20 protein-coding genes and 4 pseudogenes are annotated in these 19,804 nt (G+C 64.8%); 23 read left to right on the top strand and 1 reads right to left on the bottom strand.

Annotation, left to right across the window (positions count from 1 at the left end; all coding sequences use genetic code 11):
- The first annotated feature begins 24 nt into the window (after nucleotides 1-24).
- From A2G96_RS08610 to A2G96_RS08560, 11 genes and pseudogenes are all read left to right on the top strand, one after another.
- The gene (locus A2G96_RS08610; protein WP_470290489.1) at nucleotides 25-1,143 is read left to right on the top strand and encodes an ABC transporter permease; all 1,119 of its coding nucleotides are present in this window, start codon (nucleotides 25-27) and stop codon (nucleotides 1,141-1,143) included.
- 4 nt (nucleotides 1,144-1,147) lie between these two features.
- Nucleotides 1,148-2,266, top strand: coding sequence for an ABC transporter permease (locus A2G96_RS08605; protein ID WP_004255143.1), 1,119 nt, complete (start codon nucleotides 1,148-1,150; stop codon nucleotides 2,264-2,266).
- Nucleotides 2,263-3,801: an efflux transporter outer membrane subunit gene (locus A2G96_RS08600; protein WP_004255142.1), complete on the top strand. Its 1,539-nt coding sequence runs from the start codon at nucleotides 2,263-2,265 to the stop codon at nucleotides 3,799-3,801. Before A2G96_RS08605 ends, A2G96_RS08600 begins: the two co-directional genes overlap by 4 nt.
- Before the next feature lie 20 nt (nucleotides 3,802-3,821).
- Nucleotides 3,822-4,031, top strand: a complete 210-nt coding sequence (locus A2G96_RS08595; RefSeq protein WP_004255140.1) for a YgaP family membrane protein — start codon at nucleotides 3,822-3,824, stop codon at nucleotides 4,029-4,031.
- 160 nt (nucleotides 4,032-4,191) lie between these two features.
- A pseudogene (locus A2G96_RS08590) lies at nucleotides 4,192-4,554 on the top strand (ATP-binding cassette domain-containing protein); the annotation flags it as partial.
- A 25-nt stretch (nucleotides 4,555-4,579) separates the two neighbouring features.
- Nucleotides 4,580-5,164, top strand: coding sequence for a hypothetical protein (locus A2G96_RS08585; RefSeq protein WP_062798529.1), 585 nt, complete (start codon nucleotides 4,580-4,582; stop codon nucleotides 5,162-5,164).
- A 48-nt stretch (nucleotides 5,165-5,212) separates the two neighbouring features.
- Nucleotides 5,213-5,632 carry a hypothetical protein gene (locus A2G96_RS08580; protein ID WP_004255135.1) on the top strand — a complete coding sequence of 140 codons (420 nt, stop codon included), beginning with the start codon at nucleotides 5,213-5,215 and terminating at the stop codon, nucleotides 5,630-5,632.
- A complete protein-coding gene (locus A2G96_RS08575; RefSeq protein ID WP_043743379.1) occupies nucleotides 5,629-6,036 on the top strand; it encodes a hypothetical protein in 408 nt (135 codons plus the stop codon). Before A2G96_RS08580 ends, A2G96_RS08575 begins: the two co-directional genes overlap by 4 nt.
- The gene (locus A2G96_RS08570) at nucleotides 6,033-6,476 is read left to right on the top strand and encodes an LOG family protein (RefSeq protein WP_082047717.1); all 444 of its coding nucleotides are present in this window, start codon (nucleotides 6,033-6,035) and stop codon (nucleotides 6,474-6,476) included. Before A2G96_RS08575 ends, A2G96_RS08570 begins: the two co-directional genes overlap by 4 nt.
- Nucleotides 6,473-7,669 (top strand): lipid A deacylase LpxR family protein, encoded by a 1,197-nt coding sequence (locus tag A2G96_RS08565; protein ID WP_043743378.1) that lies wholly within the window; start codon nucleotides 6,473-6,475, stop codon nucleotides 7,667-7,669. The genes A2G96_RS08570 and A2G96_RS08565 overlap by 4 nt, the downstream gene beginning before the upstream one ends.
- A gap of 48 nt (nucleotides 7,670-7,717) precedes the next feature.
- A complete protein-coding gene (locus A2G96_RS08560) occupies nucleotides 7,718-8,191 on the top strand; it encodes a cytochrome c (RefSeq protein WP_062798526.1) in 474 nt (157 codons plus the stop codon).
- A gap of 76 nt (nucleotides 8,192-8,267) precedes the next feature.
- Here A2G96_RS08560 and A2G96_RS08555 read toward each other — a convergent pair.
- Nucleotides 8,268-8,808, bottom strand: a pseudogene (locus tag A2G96_RS08555) (LysR substrate-binding domain-containing protein); the annotation flags it as partial.
- Nucleotides 8,809-9,204: 396 nt separating this feature from the next.
- On the opposite strand from A2G96_RS08555, the gene A2G96_RS08550 reads away from it, so the two are divergent.
- The 12 genes and pseudogenes from A2G96_RS08550 (at nucleotide 9,205) to A2G96_RS08495 (ending at nucleotide 19,698) form a co-directional block, all read left to right on the top strand.
- Entirely contained in the window at nucleotides 9,205-10,116 is a 912-nt protein-coding gene (locus tag A2G96_RS08550) for a LysR family transcriptional regulator (protein WP_062798524.1), read from the top strand.
- 554 nt (nucleotides 10,117-10,670) lie between these two features.
- Entirely contained in the window at nucleotides 10,671-11,426 is a 756-nt protein-coding gene (locus tag A2G96_RS08545) for a hypothetical protein (RefSeq protein ID WP_062798522.1), read from the top strand.
- A 124-nt stretch (nucleotides 11,427-11,550) separates the two neighbouring features.
- Entirely contained in the window at nucleotides 11,551-11,769 is a 219-nt protein-coding gene (locus tag A2G96_RS08540) for an AlpA family transcriptional regulator (protein ID WP_004255100.1), read from the top strand.
- 40 nt (nucleotides 11,770-11,809) lie between these two features.
- Nucleotides 11,810-12,676, top strand: a complete 867-nt coding sequence (locus A2G96_RS08535; protein WP_062798520.1) for a ParA family protein — start codon at nucleotides 11,810-11,812, stop codon at nucleotides 12,674-12,676.
- A complete protein-coding gene (locus tag A2G96_RS08530) occupies nucleotides 12,660-12,896 on the top strand; it encodes a hypothetical protein (RefSeq protein ID WP_062798518.1) in 237 nt (78 codons plus the stop codon). Before A2G96_RS08535 ends, A2G96_RS08530 begins: the two co-directional genes overlap by 17 nt.
- Nucleotides 12,889-13,626, top strand: a pseudogene (locus tag A2G96_RS08525) (ParB family protein); the annotation flags it as partial. The gene A2G96_RS08530 and the pseudogene A2G96_RS08525, both read left to right, overlap by 8 nt.
- A gap of 813 nt (nucleotides 13,627-14,439) precedes the next feature.
- Nucleotides 14,440-15,942 (top strand): IS21 family transposase, encoded by a 1,503-nt coding sequence (gene istA, locus A2G96_RS08520; RefSeq protein ID WP_062797539.1) that lies wholly within the window; start codon nucleotides 14,440-14,442, stop codon nucleotides 15,940-15,942.
- A complete protein-coding gene (gene istB / locus A2G96_RS08515; protein WP_062797542.1) occupies nucleotides 15,929-16,696 on the top strand; it encodes an IS21-like element helper ATPase IstB in 768 nt (255 codons plus the stop codon). Before istA ends, istB begins: the two co-directional genes overlap by 14 nt.
- Complete coding sequence (locus tag A2G96_RS08510) at nucleotides 16,693-16,899, top strand: hypothetical protein (protein WP_062797544.1); 207 nt, start codon at nucleotides 16,693-16,695, stop codon at nucleotides 16,897-16,899. The genes istB and A2G96_RS08510 overlap by 4 nt, the downstream gene beginning before the upstream one ends.
- Nucleotides 16,900-17,003: 104 nt before the next feature.
- A pseudogene (locus tag A2G96_RS08505) lies at nucleotides 17,004-17,933 on the top strand (ParB family protein); the annotation flags it as partial.
- Nucleotides 17,934-17,950: 17 nt separating this feature from the next.
- On the top strand, nucleotides 17,951-18,511 hold the full coding sequence (locus A2G96_RS08500) for a DUF2857 domain-containing protein (RefSeq protein WP_004255086.1): 561 nt from the start codon (nucleotides 17,951-17,953) through the stop codon (nucleotides 18,509-18,511).
- 2 nt (nucleotides 18,512-18,513) lie between these two features.
- Nucleotides 18,514-19,698, top strand: coding sequence for an STY4528 family pathogenicity island replication protein (locus A2G96_RS08495; RefSeq protein WP_062798516.1), 1,185 nt, complete (start codon nucleotides 18,514-18,516; stop codon nucleotides 19,696-19,698).
- Nucleotides 19,699-19,804: the final 106 nt, after the last annotated feature.

The raw sequence follows: 19,804 nt of genomic DNA, 5'->3' as shown, positions 1-19,804 counted from the left end.
GGAAGTGACTCCCTGCAGACCGACTTGCGCCATTTTGATCTACGGCGCTTGATCGCCCTGGTGACCAAGGAAAGCTACCAGGCGCTGCGCGACCCCTCGACGCTGCTGATCGCGTTCGTGCTCCCGGTGGTGTTGCTGCTGCTGTTCGCCTATGCGGTGTCGCTGGATGCGAAGGATGTCCGTGTCGGCGTGGTCCTGGAGTCGCCCGGCGCATCGGCACAGTCGCTGGCCGCAGCGTTTTCGGGCACTCGCTTCCTGAATACGCACTTCGCCCATGACCGGCGCGAAGTAGCCGACCAACTGGTCTCAGGCGACCTGCGCGGCTACGTGGTGATCCCGCAGGATTTCGAGCAGCGTCTGGCCCTCCGTGGCAGCGAGCCGCTGGTGCAGATCGTCACCGATGGCTCCTACCCCAATACCGCCAACTACGTCGAGAACTACGCCCGTGGCGTGGTCCAGTCCTGGCGTGCCGGACTGGACGTCGGAGCACCGGCGCAGTCCATCATGCTGGAGCCGCGCTACTGGTTCAACCCCGAACTGGAAAGCCGACGCGCACTGATTCCCGGCGCCATCGCCATCGTCATGATCATCATCGGCACCATGCTGACTGCACTGGTGGTGGCGCGTGAATGGGAGCGCGGCACCATGGAGGCAGTGCTGTCCACGCCGGCCTCGGTGGCCGAAATCCTGATCGGCAAGCTGCTGCCGTACTTCGCGCTCGGCATGCTGTCCACGCTGGGCGCATCGGCGCTGGCGGTGTTCGTGTTCGGCGTCCCGATGCGCGGCTCCTTGCTGTCCCTGTTGCTCTTGTCGGCGGTGTTCATGGTGCCGGCGCTGGGTCAGGGTCTGCTGATCTCGTCGCTGGCACGCAACCAGTTCCTGGCCGCGCAGATCGCGCTGTTCACGGGCTTCCTGCCGGCCTTCATGTTGTCGGGCTTTCTGTACGAGATCGACGCCATGCCGGCACCGATCCGCGCCATCACCTTGGTGGTTCCGGCGCGCTACTTCGTCGATTCGCTGAAGACGGTGTTCCTGGCCGGCGACATCTGGGCCGTGTTCCTGCCCAACCTGGCGGCCATGGCGGCGATCGGGGTGCTGTTCTTCGTGATCGCCAAGCGCGCCACGCGCAAGAACTTGGAGTGACGCGATGTTGACTTCCGCATTCTCGTTCACCCGCCTGCGCGCCCAGTTCATCAAGGAAGTGCTCAGCGTCCTGCGCGATCCGCGCAGCCGCATGGTGGTGTTCGTGCCGCCGATCCTGCAGTTGCTAGTGTTCGCCTTTGCCGCGACGCTGGAAGTGCGCAACGTCGATATCGCCGTCTACGATCAGGATGCGGGGCGGTGGTCGCACGAGTTGGTACAGCGACTGGACAGCGCCCGCTTCATCACCCACGTCCGGCATGTCGACAGCCAGCAGCAGCTCCACGAGCTGATCGACCGTGGCGAGGTGATCGCCGCGCTCGCCATCCCGGTGGATTTCTCGCGCTCCATCGCGGCCGGCGAAAGTGGCCGCGCGCAGGTACTGGTCGATGGCCGGCGCAGCAACTCCGGGCAGATCACCGTGGCCTATCTGTCCACCATCGCCGCCGATGTCGGCGCCGAGGTCGTGCCCGACGCTCAGGCACCAACGCCCGTGGTCGTGCGCCACTGGTTCAACCCGAATCTGGTCTACCGCTGGTTCATCGTGCCCGGGCTGACGGGCATCCTGGCGCTGTTCAGCTCGCTCTTGATCACCTCGTTGTCGATCGCGCGCGAGCGCGAGCTGGGCACCTTCGACCAGTTGCTGGTGTCGCCCACCTCGACGCCCGAGATCATCATCTCCAAGTCGCTGCCGGCACTCGCAATTGGCACCGGGCTGGGCCTGTTCATGATCAGCGCGGGCGTCTTCCTGTTCGGCATCCCATTTACGGGCTCGTTTGCACTCCTGCTTGCCAGCCTGGTGCTGTTCATCGCCTCGGTGGTCGGCATCGGTCTGATGATTTCCGCGGTCAGCATGACGCAGCAGCAGGCCATCCTGGGGGCGTTCGCCGTCGGCGTGCCGGCGGTGCTGATGTCAGGTTTTGCGACGCCTGTGGAAAACATGCCCGTCGTTCTGCAATGGCTGGCTCAGGCCATTCCGCTGACCCATTTCCTCATCATCGTCGAAGGCAGCTTTCTCAAGGCCATGCCGCCCGGTGACATTCTCGCCAGCCTGTGGCCGCTGGCGATCATCGCCCTCGCCACGCTGACGATGGCCACCGTATTCGTCCGAGGACGCCTGCAATGAAATCCAAGACCCGCACTCCCTTTCTTCGCGCAACCGTCACCGGCCTGACCCCTGGGCGCGTGCGTCCGGTCGCGCTGGCCCTGTCGTGCGTGCTGCTGACTGCCTGCGCAACCGTGGGCCCCGACTACCGCGAGCCGCCGCCGGTCGACGTCGGCAGCGGCTGGACCTTGCCGTTGGCAAGTGAATCCCAGTCCGCAGACTTGAGCCAATGGTGGTCTGCACTGGACGATCCAGTCCTCGATCGCCTGATGGCCACAGCGCTGGCACAGAACCTGGATCTGCGCCAGGCTGCGGCACGCATCGATGAGGCACGCGCCCTGCGCGAACGTGTGGCCGGCGAGGCACTGCCCACCGCCGCCGCAGGCGCGAGCGTCAACCGGCGCCGTCAAAGCGAGAACGGCCCCTTGCCCGTAGGCTCCATCCCCGGTCTTGACGCCACGCAGACCATCTACGACGCGGGCTTCGACGCGGCCTGGGAGGCCGACTTGTTCGGGGCCAAGCGGCGCGCCCTGGAAGGCGCCAGCGCCCGCCTGCAGGCGACCGAAGCCGAGGCACAGGGCGTACGCATGCGTATCGTGGCCGAGGTCGCGCGCACCTGGTTCACCGCCGTCGGCGCCCGCTACGAGTTGCACGCACAACGCGCCACGCTGGATACGCTGCAGCAGACCTTTGAATTGGTGCGCCTGCGGCACGCGCTGGGCGACGCGTCGGCCGCCGACGTGGAGGCGGCGTACGCCCAATGGACAGCAGTCAACGCGCTCATCCCGGATATCCAGGCGCGCCAGCGCACCGCGGTGCTCAGCCTGGGCGTGCTGCTGGGCGCACCGCCGGAGCGGGAGCTGGCACTGCTTGATGGCCCCTTGACGCCGAGCACGCTGCGGGCACTGCCGGTGGGCGAGCGCGCAGATATGCTGCGCCGACGTCCTGACGTGCTGGCTGCGGAACGTCGCCTCGCAGCGAGTTCTGCCGACATCGGCGTGGCCACGGCCGAGTTGTTCCCCAAACTCTCCATCGGTGTCGGCGGCGGGTTTCAGGCGCTCAGTACGGGCGATTGGTTCGATGCATCCAGCTCGCGTTTTTCCATCCTGCCGCTGATTTCCTGGCGCCTGTTCGACGGTGGCCGTGTGCGAGCCGAAATTCGGGCACGCGAGGCGGCCGAGCGGCAGGCCGCGCTGGCCTATGAGCAGGCCGTGCTGACGGCGCTGGGCGACGCCGAGCGCGCGCTGGGCGACTACCACGGCGGGCTGGACACACTGGAACGCCGCGGCATGGCACTGGATGCCGCGCGCACAACCTACGGCCACACCAGGACGCGCTACGCGGCGGGCGACATCGCGCTGGTCGAACTGCTGGCTGCCCAGCGCAGCCTGCATGAGGCCGAAACCGCAGCCGCGCGGGCACATACCAACGCCGCCGTGCAATTGGTGGCGCTGTACAAGGCCCTTGGCGGTGGCTGGGACGTATCCACGACGGCATCGACCGCAACCCATCCGCTGCGGGGCGCTGCCGCCCCCGTCGCGTTTTCAAGCCGCTGACTCAACACAAGGAGACCGTCATGCAAATCAACGTTGGACGGCTCGACCGCATTGTGCGCGTCGTCATCGGACTGGTTCTCCTCAGTCTCCCATTGTGGCTGGACTCATCCTGGCGTTGGCTGGGACTCATTGGATTCATGCCTCTCATCACAGGGCTGGCTGGCCGCTGCCCAGGCTACCGCCTGTTCGGCCTGAGCACCTGCCCGATGCAAGAGAAGAAGCCGGAGTGAACATCCCATGAAGCTGAGTTTTCTGGGTGCGGCACGCGAAGTCACGGGCTCGTGTTTTCTGGTGGAAGCTGCCAACGCCCGCCTCCTGGTGGAATGCGGCATGGTGCAAGGCGGGCGAGAGGCACCGACGCGTAACCGCAAGCCATTCGAGTTCGATCCGGCATCCGTCGCGAATGGGGAGTCGCGCGCGAAGGCGCTGGAACTGCTTACGGCGCTCGATGTGCAACACCGGGCTCGCGCCATGCCCTCGCAACTCTCCGGTGGCGAGCAGCAACGGGTCGCCATCGCATGCGGATTGGTCAATCGCCCGCCGGTGATCCTGGCCGATGAGCGCACCGCGCCTCTCGACAGCGAGCGCGCCATTGCTGTGATCCGCATCCTCAATGACATGGCCCGGAAGTTCGAGACCGCCATCATCGTCGTCACCCATGACGAAAAGATCATCCCCACATTCAAGCGCATCTACCACATCCGCGATGGCGTGACCCATGGAGACGCCGGTGAAGGGCGGGGGTTTGAATGACCTTGCAAATAAGGGAGGAGGCACCATGACGGACGACAGCATGAATCGTTTCGAGCAGGAGCATCTCAAGCGGTGGTGGGAAACCACGCGCCACTACCTGTTCGCGGATATGAAAAGTCTGCTTGGAACCGCCGCCGCGGCCGAGGATCGATGGTCGCCTCCGCAGACGGACAGCCGCGGTAGCCGAAAAAGGTTTATTGCCAGAGTGAGAGGCCGGCTCTTGCGCTCAGTCAAGAGCGAGAGGAAAGACGACCCGCTGCGGGAACTGGAGAGCGTATTCCAGCAGCAGATCGCGTTCATCGCCAGGCACCCCGGCGTTCCCCGGCGACTGTTGTCGTGGTTGGCACAGGATGGCGACCCCAGCCTTCAGCGGCGCATCCGGATGCTCATCGCTAACTACGCCACCCGCCTAGCCCGAATCATCGCCCGCGCCAAACAGCAGGGCCTGGTCAGGGTCGACGTGCAACCAAGTGCTGAGGCAATTTCGCTTGTCAGTGTCATCCAGGAACTGGTGCTCCGGACCCCTACCGCGCCGCAGTGGAGGGGGTGGTTCTTGCGGGAGGCCGTCGAGGCCTTCGCCCTATACCGGGCGGGACTGGCTGTCTCTTAGGGGCTGAAGGCAAAAGCGAGTCATGGAGTAATGACTATGCGAGGACCCATGCAGCAGCGCGGATTTCTCATCCGGGCCATGTCCCTGATCGCGGTCGGGTTCGGTCTGCTGACCATCAAGGAAGGCGGCGCGATCCTGTTCGGTGGAGAAGCGGCGCAAGCCTCTGCCGGGAACTTCGTGCCGTTCGTGCTCTGGTTCAACTTTCTGGCCGGCTTCGCCTACGTCATCGCTGGCGCTGGACTGTGGCTGCGGCATCGCTGGGCGGTGTGGCTGGCCGTCGTCATCGCCGCAGCGACTGCATTTGCCCTTGCGGCATTCGGCGCGCACGGCTATGCCGGCGGGGCCTATGAAATGCGCACGGTCATCGCGATGAGCTTCCGAACGCTGGTGTGGGTGGCGATCGCAGCCATTTCCTGGCACGGCCTGTCGCGCGGGCAACCCGCCATATCGGCGAGAGATATGAAATGAACCTGAAGAAGCATCTCGCCACCGTGCTGTGGCTCGGTTTGGCATTGGTCGCCAGCGCCATGGCCGCGCCGCCTTCCCCAGCGCAAGATCATGACGGCGGTGTCGTCATGAGCTTCGTCACGGGGGAGGCACAGGAGGATGGAAATGTATCCGCGGCTCCGGCGATCAGTGACGCGGAATCGCAATGCGGGTCGGCTGGTGCGGCTCACTGGGCGCTGTATCAGCGTCTTAGAGATCGGAGTGTGCCTGCATCGCCGCCCAAGCCGGATTTTTCCGGCGCCGGGCTCCTCAACACCAAGGCTAGCGACGATCTGCAGGAAAAGGCCAAGGAGGTCGCGCAGGCATCAATACAGGCCAGGGGCGGAGGGCGCGGGATGGGCGACGGCCCCGTAGGAAAACCGTGAAGAGCCAAGCAGCCAACCACGGTGCTTTCGAGGTTGGCGCACGTTCGATTGGCCTCAACATCACGCTGCCCCACGAACAGGCACCCAACCCCTACATGTGCCCGGATTTGGCGTTCCGATGCCACTGTTTTGCGCTGCGCAAGATGCACTTCTTGTTGCACGCCAAGGGCTTGGTGGCCTTCCCCGGTGGCTATGGAACGCTCGATGAGCTGTTCGAGGTGCTCGCCTTGATCCAGACCGGAAAGATGCAGCGTATTCCGGTGGTGCTGGTCGGCCGTGCATTTTGGCGTCGCGTAGTTGATTTCGACCTTCTGCTCGACGAAGGCTATGTCTCTCCATCCGATCTCGACTTGTTCACCTGCGTAGACGAAGCAGAGGAAATCGTCAGTGCCCTCGAACGCTTTTACGTCACCAGCGCAGCAGGCGATGGGGCAACATGATTGGCATCGACGGGTATCGCTGGAGCCTGCGCTACACCAAGGTGCAGGCGATGCAGTGCGTCACCTTGTTGATTACGGGTGCATTGTTCAGCCCGATTTCCGCTTTCGGTTCCGAAGTCTCGCTCTCTACAAATACTTCCTCCTGCTCGCCAGAGCAATCCCTGCGCTGGCGGGGCGGCACCCTGCGTCTGGAGAACGACTTGTTCACCGGCTCCGATCGCAACTACACCAACGGTGTCGCGCTAACAGCAGTCTCACGCGATCTGCAAGGCGGGCTCCGTCCGGAGTGCCTGCCCCAGCCGATCGGTTTGTACGCTCGCTTCATCGGCTGGGCCGATCCCGGCTTCTGGGACGATGCCGGCGCCCACTCGTCATCGCAAAACCTCGTTGTGCGCTTTGGCCAAGCCATGTACACGCCCGAGAACAAGACGCGCACCGATGTGATTCCAGATGACCGACCGTACGCTGGTTTGCTCTACCTGGGTTTGGCTTGGAATCGCCGCATCCATCCGCAAGCCGCCAGTTACGAAATGCTTGACGTGCGTGAGTTGACCCTGGGCGTGATCGGCCCCTGGTCGCTGGCCGAACAGTCTCAGGACCTTGTGCACCGGGTACGCGGCATTGAGCGCTTTCGCGGCTGGGACAACCAGTTGCGCAACGAGCCGGCGTTTCAGATGGCCATGGAGCGCAAGTTCAAGCCGTACACGGAGGGTGCGGTCCGCCCTGGATGGGGCAGCGACGTGATCGGCAGCTATGCCCTGCGGGTCGGAAACATCGAAACCGCCGCCAGTACCGGCGTGGAGTTTCGCGCGGGCTGGAACATACCGAACGACTTCGGCAGCTATCCGATTCGCCCTGGCGCGGAGAACCGCCCGCCCTCTGGTGTTGCCGATCTGCGCACGACAACGCCGCAATCGGTCCTGGCGCCCAAACCTGGGGCACATGTCTTCCTGAACCTGGAGGGTAGAGCCGTCGCCTGGGACTTCTCACTCGACGGAAACATGTTCCGGCATAGCCATCATGTCAGCCGGCGGCCTTGGGTCGTGCAAGCAGCTCTCGGCATCAGCAGCCAATGGATCGTTGCTGGACGTGGCGTGCGGCTTGCCGTGATGCGCGTTTGGAGAACCCGCGAGTTCGACCAGCAGGCGGGCCATCATGCATTCGGATCGATCGCGCTGAGTCTGGAATTTTGAGGACACCTGCAACCATTCGTTAGACCCAAAGCATTCGTCACAACATCAATGGAGAAATTCGTGAACCAGCCCTTGAAACCCAGATCGTTCTTCACCGTCTCGCTGTCCGTGCTCTTGGCAACCTTCGCCACGGCACTCGGTGCGCAGTCCGTAGAGGCGGCAAAGCCAATGGCGCTTCGTACCATAATGGAAAGACTCGGGCGCGACATGCAAGCCGTCACGGGCGCGATCTCCAAAGAAGACTGGCCACTGGTCGCCGAGCTAGCACCACGAATCGCCAAGCATGCCGAGCCGCCCATGTCGGAAAAGATGCGCATCCTTGCCTGGCTTGGGGCAGACGCTGGAAAGTTTCGGGGTCTGGATGGACAGGTGCATGAGGCCGCGACCGCCATGGGCGAGGCTGCACAGCGGAATGACGGCCAAGCAGTCATCGCGGCTTTCTCCAAAACCCAGCAAAGCTGCCTAGCCTGCCACCAGAGTTACCGTCGCCCGTTCGTGGAAAAGTTCTATGGAAGCCGCTAGCAAGGGATGGCTACACCTGTTGACGGAAGACTAGCTTCTGTCCAATCAATATACCTCGACGCGTTTCAGGTTCCCAGGAAGCCACCCGTGCAGCGATCACGGGTTCCTGCTTCACCCGCGGCAGCACTCGTTGGATCTGACGTGCATGACTCCCGTATGCATGTGGGTCACCAGCACCAGCGGATAACGCAGCACCTCGTCCAGTGAGATACGTTTGTGCTTGAGCAGCGGATGCCATGCCGGCGCCGCGACCATGAGGGGGGCGCTCCAAAGCGCCTTGGCCACGATGTCGTCACCCACTTCACCAGACTGGGCCCTAGGTCATACAGATCGCCATGCAGCCCCTTGATTTGCTGCGACAGTGACACCTCGAGCAGGCGCAACTCGACGTCGGGCTCCTCCTGCCCGCATAGCGCCAGCAAGGTCGGCAAGCGCGACGGGGTGATGCCATCGGACAGCGTAATGCGTTGCTGACCGTGAAAGCCGTTGGCCGCTCCCCTCACGCTGTCGCGGGCTTGCTGCAAGGCAGTGAAGATGCGCGGCACATGTTGCAGGAATTGCTTGTCCGCCCGCGTCAGCCGCTTGCTGCGACTGCTCCGGCCGCAGTGCTTCAGCAGCGCGGTTACAGGTGGCGATCTCGAATTCGCCGAACATGCCCATCGACAGTTCATCCGGCGCGATGCCCGCTGGCGCGAACTTCAGACGCTGCGCCGCCGCCCGTGTCGACAGACCAAATCGCTCGCCCTCGGGGAGTGACGTAAGACGCCGCGACTGTCTTCCTCGGGTCGCTGCGGCCACAGAAGACTAGCCGAGGCGCGCTGGCGCGAGTGCTCTAGCTAGCCATCCGCCATGATCGCCGCCCGCGTTCAAGCAGCGTTGCAATAACTCCGGACACCATTGCCCGCGTGCTGTGAGCCGGCGACGGCAGCCGCTGCAAGACATGCCGGTCTCATCTCCGCACGCATGCGGCTCCCTACGATCATAAGGACTGGTCACGTCACGAGGGACTGCGCATGAACTTACGTCATCTTCGCTGCTTCATTGCTGTAGCCGAGGAACTGCACTTCGGTCGAGCCGCTAGGCGGCTGCATATAGAACAATCTCCCCTATCACGCACGATCCGCAAGTTGGAGACAACTCTAGGCGTGACGTTGCTCAGTCGCACGCCGCGGGGCACAACCCTGACTTGGGCAGGGCGAGTCTTCCTCGACGACGCCCGCCGCGTCATGTTGAGCGTTGAGCAGGCAGTGGCCAGCGCGAAGGCTGCTGCCTCCGGTTCTCAGGGCATTTTGCGAATCGCGCTGTCGAGAGACATAGGACGGGCGAGGCTATCAGCACTGCTTGCGCTGTGCCGCGAAGAGTCGCCGCAGGTAAACATCCGGCTCTCCGAAGTACCGCTGACCGAACTCGTGCAGGGGCTGAACGCAGATCTGTTCGACGCCGGCTTTGCAATGGTCAATGAAGTGGAGGACGGGATCATTGCTGAGCCGCTGTGGGCCGACCCCTTGGTAGTGATCCTGCCCGCACGGCACCCGCTTGTAGCCTTCAAGGAAGTGCCGTTGCAGGAAGTGGTGAGCTATCCGCTGGTACTTTGTGATCCACGGGCATGCCAAGGTTGCGGTCGGCAGAGCGAACGACTGTTCCGCTCTGTCGATGTCCAACCGATTGTGGCTGAGTATGCCGCTTCTCACGGGCTGATGCTGACGTTGGTGGCCGCAGGGTACGGGCTAGGTTTTTCCACTGCCGCGCACTTGGCAACTTGCCAGCCGGCGGATGTTGTTGTCCGCCCGTTGGCCGGTCAGAGCGCATCGATAACCACCTATCTGTTACGAACCGAGGGTGGCATGACGGAGCCGTTGCAGCGGTTCATCGAACGCGCCGAACGTATATGTCATCAGGACGCAAGCACATCACGCGCGATCTGACGCGGATCTATCGGAAGGTGCGCGGCTAGTTTTCTCGGATTGCGCGATTCATCTTTGGTCTTGCGACTGACCCGATCGGCATGGCTCATGCGCTGTACTGATTCCAGTTTCGACGCAATTGCTGCGCCCTTCCGTACTCCGGCACTCGCCTGCGGGCTCGCCGCCGCGGTCATTTCACTGACGCGGAACGCATGAGCTTTTGCTGGTTGCAAACCGGCTCATCCCGTTGACGCATTGGCACTTTACGCCGTTGGAATTCCTACGGAAAACTTTGACCAGGTTTCGGGTAAAGCGCGGCACCCATGCTTGACTCCAGGGGAGCGCGACCACCAAGCCGCGTGCCGGTCCAAAGGCAAAGCGCCCGCATCATGGTTGAGGAGTTTCAAGCGTAGCAAGATGTAGTTCGCCCTTGGCCGGCCGTCAGCGCCGATGCAACGCTTCCTTCCACGATCCCGGCCGGCCCTGCGCTTCATCCGGATTTCTGGGCAATCGCCTCGCCCACTTGGGCGGTGCGCGTCTGCCAGAGTTCGATCCGACGATGGGACGCACGCGACATGGAGAAATCGAGTTGCCTTGCCTTTGGCGCCAGGATCTACTACCGCCCGATCGAGGCGGCCGTCCGTTGGGCGGGACTGTTGCGCTTTGAGCCGCGGATTCTGGAAACGCTCGGGCCACGTGCCATGCCTGAGCCGAACGATTTTCCGCGCTGGCCCTTGCTGCGCCTTTTCTCCGAGCGCATCTTCGACGCATTGGCACACGATGAACTTTCTTACGGCAAGGCAGGCATGGCGCAGGAATCTCAGCGCCCCGCACTCGACGATCCTGCGTTGATCGTGCGCCACGTCGCCCTGAAGGCGTGGATGTCGCATTACTACCCCGGTGAGCGGCCTCCATTCCTGTTCGACGGCATCGAGCGCGAACTGCATCCTGCGGTGAGCGTCGCCATGCTGAACGTGTTGCTGGCCGATCGCGAGGCCGCCAAGCTGCAGCTTGCCGAACTCGCACAACTACATGCGGCGCTGAAGGCACAGCACGAAGCGTTGGCGAAGGAGCATGCCATTAGCATTCGTGAGGGCGATACGAGTGAACCGGGCCTGCGCAGCGAATCGACTTACTTGAACATCATTGGCGGCCTGCTGACATTGCTGTTGGGCAAGTCCCCGGCGGGCTCTGCCTACTCGTCCTTCCGCAACATGGATGCGGTGATCAGTGCACTACTGGCCCACCATGAAGGTCGGCCCGGCATCAGCGAGCGGACGCTGTGGAGCAAGCTGGCACAGGCGCGTCGCCACCTGGAGGCATCGCGCTGAGCCTGTAACAGCAGACTGCAATTGCAGTTGCGTGTTATGCAGTTGCAGTGAATCTCGCAGCAGCAGCATATGGAATGCGAGGCACTTTCTGAACAACGCCATCGAGCGTCAAGGAGTGCCTCTCATGTCTTCGCAGACCATCGCGCCGGCCTTGCCGCCCGAGCACCGCATCCTGCGCCGCGCCGAGGTCGAAGCCAAGACCGGCTTCAAGCGCGCGCACATCTACAGCCTGATGAAGGAAGGCAAGTTCCCCAAGGCGCTGCGCCTGGGCGTGCGCGCGGTGGGCTGGGACTCGGTGGAGATCGAACAGTGGATCGCCGATCGCCTCAAAGAACGCGCCTGACGCTTCTTCTCGGTTCATGCCATTCGACGAGGAGAAGCTCATGCAGGTGGTGTCCATCATTTCGACCAAGGGCGGCGTGGGCAAGACCACGACGGCCGCCAACCTGGGCGGCTTCATCGCCGATGCCGGGCTGCGCGTGCTGCTGCTGGACCTGGACGTGCAGCCCACGCTGTCGAGCTACTTCACGCTGGACGTGCGCGCGCCCGGCGGCATCTACGAGATGCTGGCCTTCAACGAGCGGCGCATCGAGCAACTGGTGTCGCGCACCGCGATCGCGGGCCTGGACCTGGTGCTCTCCAACGACGACCGCGGCGAACTGAACACGCTGCTGCTGCACGCACCGGATGGGCGCCTGCGACTGCGCCATTTGCTTCCCGTCTTCCGCACGCACTATGACTTGCTGCTGGTCGACACCCAGGGCGCGCGCAGCGTGCTGCTGGAGATGGCGGTGCTGGCGTCCGACCTGGCGCTGTCGCCGGTGACGCCGGAGATCCTCGCGGCGCGCGAGCTGCGGCGCGGCACGCTGCAACTGATCGAGGACATCGCGCCGTATCGGCACCTGGGCATCGAGCCGCCGCCGCTGCGTCTGCTCATCAACCGTGTGCATCCGGTGTCGTCGAACGCGCGGCTGGTCCAGCAGGCGCTGCGACAGGTGTTCCAGGAACAGGCCGGCGTGCAGGTGCTGGGCACCGACGTGCCGGCCATCGAAGCCTATCCGCGCGCTGCGACACGAGGATTGCCGGTGCATCGGGTGGAATACCGGCAGCCGGCGGGGCGCACGGCACCCGCGGCGCTGGAGACCATGCGCACGCTGGCCGGCGAGCTGTTCCCCGCGTGGCGGGAGCGCTTCGCGCTGGTCTCCGGCCGGGCCGATGCGGGAGGGGCCGGCCATGGCGAGCGCGCATGAACTGGCGCGCGGCCGTGAACGGCTGCGCGCGCTGATCGAGTTCGCGCTGGGCGAAGGCTGGCGCGTGGTGCGCACGTCCGGTGGGCACCTGAAATTCACGAAGCGAGGCTGCGCGTCGATCTACACCAGCTCGACGGCGAGCGACCACCGTGCCGACCGTAATGCCCGCGCGCAACTTCGCCGCGCCGACCGGCCGGCGCAGGAGAACGGCCGTGGCTGAGCTGACGCCGCAGGACATGGCTGCCAAGCTGCTGGCCACCGGCTTCGAGCGCAGCGGCCCTTCGGCCGCGACCTTGAGCGACCCCATCGCCGACACGCCGATGGTGGTGACGCTGGACCAGTTGCGGCCCTACGACCACGACCCGCGCGTGACGCGCAACCCGGCCTATGCGGAGATCAAGGCGTCCATCCGCGAACGCGGGCTGGACGCTCCCCCCGCGATCACGCGCAGGCCGGGCGAGGCGCACTACATCATTCGCAACGGCGGCAACACGCGGCTGGCGATCTTGCGCGAGTTGTGGAGCGAGACCAAGGAGGAGCGCTTCTTCCGCATTGCGTGCGTGTTCCGCCCGTGGCCGGCGCGCGGCGAAATCGTGGCGCTGACCGGGCATCTGGCCGAGAACGAGCTGCGCGGCGGGCTGACCTTCATCGAGCGGGCGTTGGGCATCGAGAAGGCGCGCGAGTTCTACGAGCAGGAAAGCGGCCAGGCGCTGTCGCAGAGCGAACTCGCGCGGCGACTGACTGCCGACGGCTATCCGGTGCCGCAGTCACACATCAGCCGCATGAACGATGCGGTGCGCTATCTGCTGCCGGCGATCCCGACGCTGTTGTACGGCGGATTGGGCCGGCATCAGGTGGACCGGCTCGCGGTGCTGCGCAAGGCGTGCGAGCGCACCTGGGAGCGGCGTGCGCTGGGCCGCACCGTGACCGTGGACTTCGCCACCTTGTTTCATGTGAATGGCTGTCTAAAACCGGCACTAAACGGCGGCGCGGCTTAAAGATGCGGAGCAACTCCTGCATTGCAGGATTGTCTCGAGGTCTTCTGATTCGATATTGAAGGTGGCCACCGGGCGCGTCGGAGCGAGCCCGTAGGGCGAGTGCAGACGCGCCCGGTGATGGGCATTCCGCAAGGTGGTGACGTCGCAGTGGGGATGCGGTAAAAAGGTTGGCTTTACCGCCGAAAAGAAACAGGCACGACACCGGTCCAAACCGCCAAGTTCATCCCGATGTCGTGCCCCACTCGTGCCAAGGGCGCGCGTGCCGAGCCAGTATGGCACGGCTCGTCCATCCCGTCGAGGCCGTTTCGGCATGACTGGGGGATCGCCGATGCCGGCCACGGGCCGCCTCTTTGTGTGCGCCCATTGCCGGGCGCAGGTCGTTGTTTGCCGCCGCTGCGACCGCGGTCAGATCTACTGCAATGGCGGCTGCTCGCAAGCAGCGCGTCGCGCCAGCCTGCGCGAGGCCGCTCAGCGCTATCAACGCAGCCGCCGCGGCCGCTTGGCGCACGCGGAGCGGATGCGCCGCTACCGCTGTCGCCAAAAGAAAGTGACGCATCAGGGTTCCGCCGCGCAGGCCGCCGATGCTCTACTGCCGCTGACCTTGACGACGCCGGCCAGAGCACCGGCGCCCGCTGGCGCCTCAACACCGGTGCCTGAGCATTGCCACTTCTGCCGTTGCACATATTCGGGCTTTGTCCGCCTCGGACCACTGCGTCGTCGGGTCTTCCGTGATGTTCGTACGACTGACCGCACAGGACACGACCCATGACCATTGGAGTAGAACTTGAAGCCCAGATCCTGCGTTACTACCACGTCGAGAAATGGCGCGCCGGCACCATCGCGCGCCAGTTGCATGTGCACCGCGACACCGTCCAGCGTGTGCTGGCGCAGGCCGGCCTGCCCAGGATTGGCAGCGTGCAGCGGCCGTCGCAGATCGACGCCTACCTGCCATTCATCCATGAGACGTTGAAGAAGTTCCCGTCGCTCACGGCCAGCCGCCTGTATGCGATGGTGACCGAACGCGGCTACCGCGGGAGCCAGCACCACTTCCGGCACATGATCGCGCTGCACCGGCCGCGCCCACAGCCGGAAGCCTATCTGCGTCTGCGTACCTTGCCGGGCGAACAAGGGCAAGTCGATTGGGGTCACTTCGGCCATCTGCAGATCGGCCGCGCACGCCGGCCGCTGATGGCCTTCGTGATGGTGCTGTCATGGTCGCGGCAGATCTATCTGCGCTTCTACCTTGATGCACGCATGGACAGCTTCCTGGCCGGCCATGCCGGTGCCTTCGAAGCCTGGTCCGGCCTTCCCAGGGTCCTGCTCTACGACAACCTGAAGAGTGCCGTGCTGGAACGCCAGGGCGATGCGATCCGTTTCCATCCGACACTGCTCGCGTTCGCGGCGCATCACCGCTACGAGCCCCGGCCGGTTGCCGTCGCCCGTGGCAACGAGAAGGGGCGCGTCGAGCGCGCCATCCGCTATGTACGCGAGAGCTTCTTCGCCGGACGCACCGTGACCGACCTCGATGAGCTCAACGCCCAAGCCGCCCATTGGTGTGCGGGACTTGCGGCCGATCGTCCCTGCCGGGAAGAACCGACGATCAGCGTACGCGAGGCGTTCTCCCGCGAGCAGCCCAGCCTGCTCGCCTTGCCGGAGAATCCCTATCCATGCGAACTGCAACTGGCTGTCAAGGTCGGCAAGACACCGTATGTGCGCTTCGATCTGAATGACTACACGATCCCGCATACGCATGTGCGACGCACGCTCACGGTGCGGGCCAGTCCCCGGCAGGTACGCATCCTCGATGGCACGGAACTGCTCGCCACTCATGAGCGCAGTTACGATCGCGGCGCGCAGATAGAGATTGCCGCGCACATCAATGCCTTGGTCGAACGCAAACGCGAAGCCCGCCACCATCGCGGACTTGACCATCTGGCTCGGGCGGCGCCGGCCAGCCAGGCGCTGCTGCAGCGCGCAGCGGAACGGGGCGGCAATCTGGGCAACATCACCACCCACCTGCTGCGGCTGCTCGACCGCTATGGCGCCGCTGAATTGCAAGCGGCGATCGAGGAAATCCTCGCCAGCGATGCGGCGCCTCACCAGAATCCGGTGCGCCTGGCGCTGGAGCGCCGGCGCGAGGCGCGCCAGGCACCGCCGCCCGTGGGTATCCATCTACCTGAACACGTCCGGCACAAGGACAAGCTGGTGATACCCCACCGCCTCGACATCTACGATCAGCTCACGGGAGATGCCAATGAACACGCCTGAGAACCTGCAAAGCCGTGCGAACGCCTTGCGCCTGCATGGGCTACTGGCACACTGGCCGGAGGTCGCCGACGCCGGCTGGGTGGCGCCGCTGCTGCAATGGGAAGAAGAGGAGCGCTCGCGCCGCTCGCTGGAGCGACGCATCCGGGATGCCCGACTGGGCAACTTCAAGCCCTTGTGCGACTTCGACTGGGCCTGGCCGACGCGCTGCGACCGGGCCGCCGTCGAAGAATTGATGTCGCTGGAGTTCGTCAAGGACTCGGCCAACGTCGTGCTGATCGGCCCGAACGGCGTCGGCAAATCGACCCTGGCGCTGAATCTGGCCTATCAGGCGCTCGTCCAAGGGCACACAGCGCTGTTCACCACCGCCGGCCAGATGCTCGGCGAGCTGGCCGCCCTCGACAGCGATTCGGCCTTGCGTCGACGCCTGCACCGCTATGCCTCGCCGGACGTTCTGGTCATCGACGAGGTCGGCTACCTGTCGTACTCGAACCGACATGCCGATCTGCTGTTCGAGCTCATCAGTCGCCGATATGGCGCCACCAGTACGGTGGTTACAACAAACAGACCATTCGCCGAATGGTCGGAGGTGTTCCCGAACGCCGCCTGCGTCGTCTCGCTGGTTGACCGACTGGTGCATCGTGCCGAAGTCATCGCGATCGAGGGCGAGTCGTATCGCGTCAAGGAAGCGCGTGAGCGGGCCGATCAGCGAGCAAAGAAACGCAGCGTGGCCCGGGCGGAGAAAAAGCCATCATGACGCATCTGCACCTGCCTTCAGGAATCACCAACGGGCTGGACTTCCTGATCCCAGACAACTGGTCCCCAGAACAGGCCCTCGCCGTCGTCGAACTCATCGACGATCTACGCGAGCGAATCTGCGCGCACTACCAGCTCGCACTGCATGACCTGCTGCGTGAGCAGCGCTCGCCCCCCGAGAAAAGCCTCGACGATCCGTTCTAGCCTGCACCATCCAACCCAAACAGCAAGGGGCCGCATGCGGCCCCTTGCTGTTGACCTTCTGACCCAACCATACGCCGCCATTTACTGTCGCTTTTACACCGCCGTCAACATTTCAGGACGTGCTGACGCAGTTCGACACACAGCCGGACGACTTCTCGCCGCAGCGGGTGCAGGACGAGCTGGTCGGCCAGATGGCCGAGCTGCTGGAGGCGGACTACGACACGCTGGCGCTGGAGATCAACGACAGCGAAAGCCGCCAGCGTGCGCTGACCAGCGAACCGGCGGCGCCGACGCCACCGGCAGCGCCTGTCGTGCCTGCTGATCCTCCCCCGCCGGTCTCCGCGCCTCAGCAGCCACCCGCCTCGTCTGTGCCGCGCGACACCACGCCGGTCGCGCCTTCGGCGCCAGCAGCGACACCGCCTGCATCGCCCGAAGCGCCGGAGGACCAGCACGGGGAACGCGAAGAGCGCCTGCAGGGGCACATCGTGACACCGGCACCGACCACCGAGCGCCTGCAGTCCATCCAGCGGATGGTCGCGGACCAGCTCGGCGACAAGCTGCCCGACTTCGAGGCCGATGCGTTGCGTGCGATCCCCGTGCAGGTCGGCGGGCTCTATCCCATCTCGGACGTCTGGTACGTCGAGCCGGGGCTGGACGTGCCGGATCGCCTGCGCGTGCACATCGCGCAGTTCGCGCGCGAGATCGGCGAGGAAGCGGCGGTCGCCGACCACATTGAGGCCAGCGTCGGCGGCATCGGCTTCGTCTGCGCGGCGCCGGTTGTGGGCCAGGCGAAGGCGCTGCCGGCGTTCGCGCGGGCGGTGCTGACCCTGCTGCATGTGCTGAGTGCGGCTCCGCCCTCCGCGAACGGATTGGACCGCGCGCGGCTGGCCGACGAGCTGGCGGCGCTGCTGCATGGCCACGGCGGCTCGGCCACACGCCTGAGCGATGCTGCGCTGGTGAAGCTGTTCCGTCTGCTGCGCCTGGCGCGCCGGCTGCTGGATCTGGAAGCCGGCGTAGCGAGCCAGGATTCCTGAGCGCAGGAGGCTCCCGTATGTCGGCACCGCACCCGCTCAACCAGGCCGTGATCGCCCAGGCCCTGCATGACCTGCGCAACGGCCAGTTGCGCCGCTGCAAGGCCATGGGCTTCGGCGAGGAGGAGCTGGATGCGCTGAAACACCCCGAGCTCGTGAGCATGCTGGTGAATGCCACGGTGTCGTGGTGTTCGGTGTCGGTGAACCGGGAGGTATTGAAGCGGCTTCTGAGCCAGGTGCACGACGTGGAGCGGGAGATCGCCACGGTGGACCGCATGCTGCGCCTGGGGGCGAGCACGGAGATGGTCAGCAAGTTCTACGGCCTCACGCATCAGGAAGTGGCGCTGCGCCGTGACATCCTCGGGCTGCCCAAGCGCAAGGGCCGGCATCCGGTGCTTGATGAGGCGCAGGACGTGGCCTTGTGGGAGCGCTGGAAGGCCGGCGTCGCCGAGCGCCATATCGCCCTGACCGACGACATGGCGATGCTGGCGCTGACCATGGACCTGGCCGAGGCCATGACCCTGCCCATGTCGGTGATCTGGTCGGCGATACGGAACTGGATCGACCAGGGGCTGGTGTAGCCATGACCACGGGCAGCGTATCACGGCGCGATGGCCCGGTTGCGCTGTCGGCGTTGTTCGACGAGGCGCTGCGGCACCTTGAGCCGAAGGAACCGGCGCAGGGCACGGCGCCGGCCGCCGACGGTTTCCTCTACAGCGGCAACCGCCATGAGAGCGTGCCGCGCAGGCTGTTCCTCGACCGGCGCCTGACGCCGCTGGAGCGCAACGCCTGGCAGGTGTTCCGCCTGCAGCTCAACGACGACGGCGTGACCGCCTTTCCCACCTACGACCAGCTCCGCCCCTATCTGGCGTCCATGCCCTGTGCGGCGCAAGCCTCGCACGAGACCGTGGCGCGCGCCTTGACGCTGCTGCGGCTGACGCGCTGGCTCAGCCTGGCGCGGCGGCGGCGCGACCCGAAGACCGGCCGCATCCAAGGCAACCTCTACGTGCTGCACGACGAACCGCTGTCGCCCTTCGAGGCGATGCAGCTCGATGCCGACTACCTCGGCCTGGTCAGCCAGGCGCTGACCCATGCCGCCAAGGCGGTACAGATCGTGGGCATGAACACGCTCAAGGAGATTGCCGGAGACCCGCTGCTCAGCGGCCGCACATTGCCGACCCGCTTGCAGGTGCTGGCGCAGCGCATGGCGCTGCATGGCTGGACGACGCCAGGTTATCCACAGGAGGGTGCGGACCACGAATCCGAAGAAGGCCAGGAAGCCCTTCTTCGGAATGCTGCGCGCCCGTCTTCGGAATCCGAAGCAGGACCGAAACCCGCGCCGGACGGCTCACTTCGGATTCCGAAGGAGGACCGTACAGTACGTAATGATCGTATAAATGAAGTACGTACAGTACCGCGCGCGAGGGCCTTGCAGAACCTGCGGCTACCCGAGCGTTTCCTGCGCTTGAAGGACGAGCAGCAGGCCGGCGCGCTGGTGGCGCTGCAGCAGGTGGACGAGGCGCAGAGGCAGGCCGTTCTCGACGAGTGGGCGGCACGCTGCCACAACAGCGCGGTACGCAACCCGGCCGGCTACCTGTTTGGCATCATCCAGAAGGCGATCCGCGGGGAGTTCAAGGCCTGGGCCGGAGAAAGTGCATCGGCGGCGCCAGCGTCCCCGCCATCGTCACCACCGGCATCCCGTGCGGCTGACCCCGAGGTGGCACGTGCCTACCTGGCACAGCTCCGAGAAGCCTTGCGTGATCGCTGATGTTGACTATCCCCAGGGGATAGCTGGAACAGACGCCTTTCCGCCGCGCTCAATTGTCGCCCGCCGAACGACAGGCGAAACTGTCGCCTGTGAATCAGACGAGGAC

Origin of the sequence: Cupriavidus nantongensis, from assembly GCF_001598055.1 — a bacterium.
In the GTDB taxonomy this organism is placed as follows: Bacteria; Pseudomonadota; Gammaproteobacteria; order Burkholderiales; family Burkholderiaceae; genus Cupriavidus; species Cupriavidus nantongensis.
This window is presented reverse-complemented; position numbering and strand designations above follow the sequence as displayed.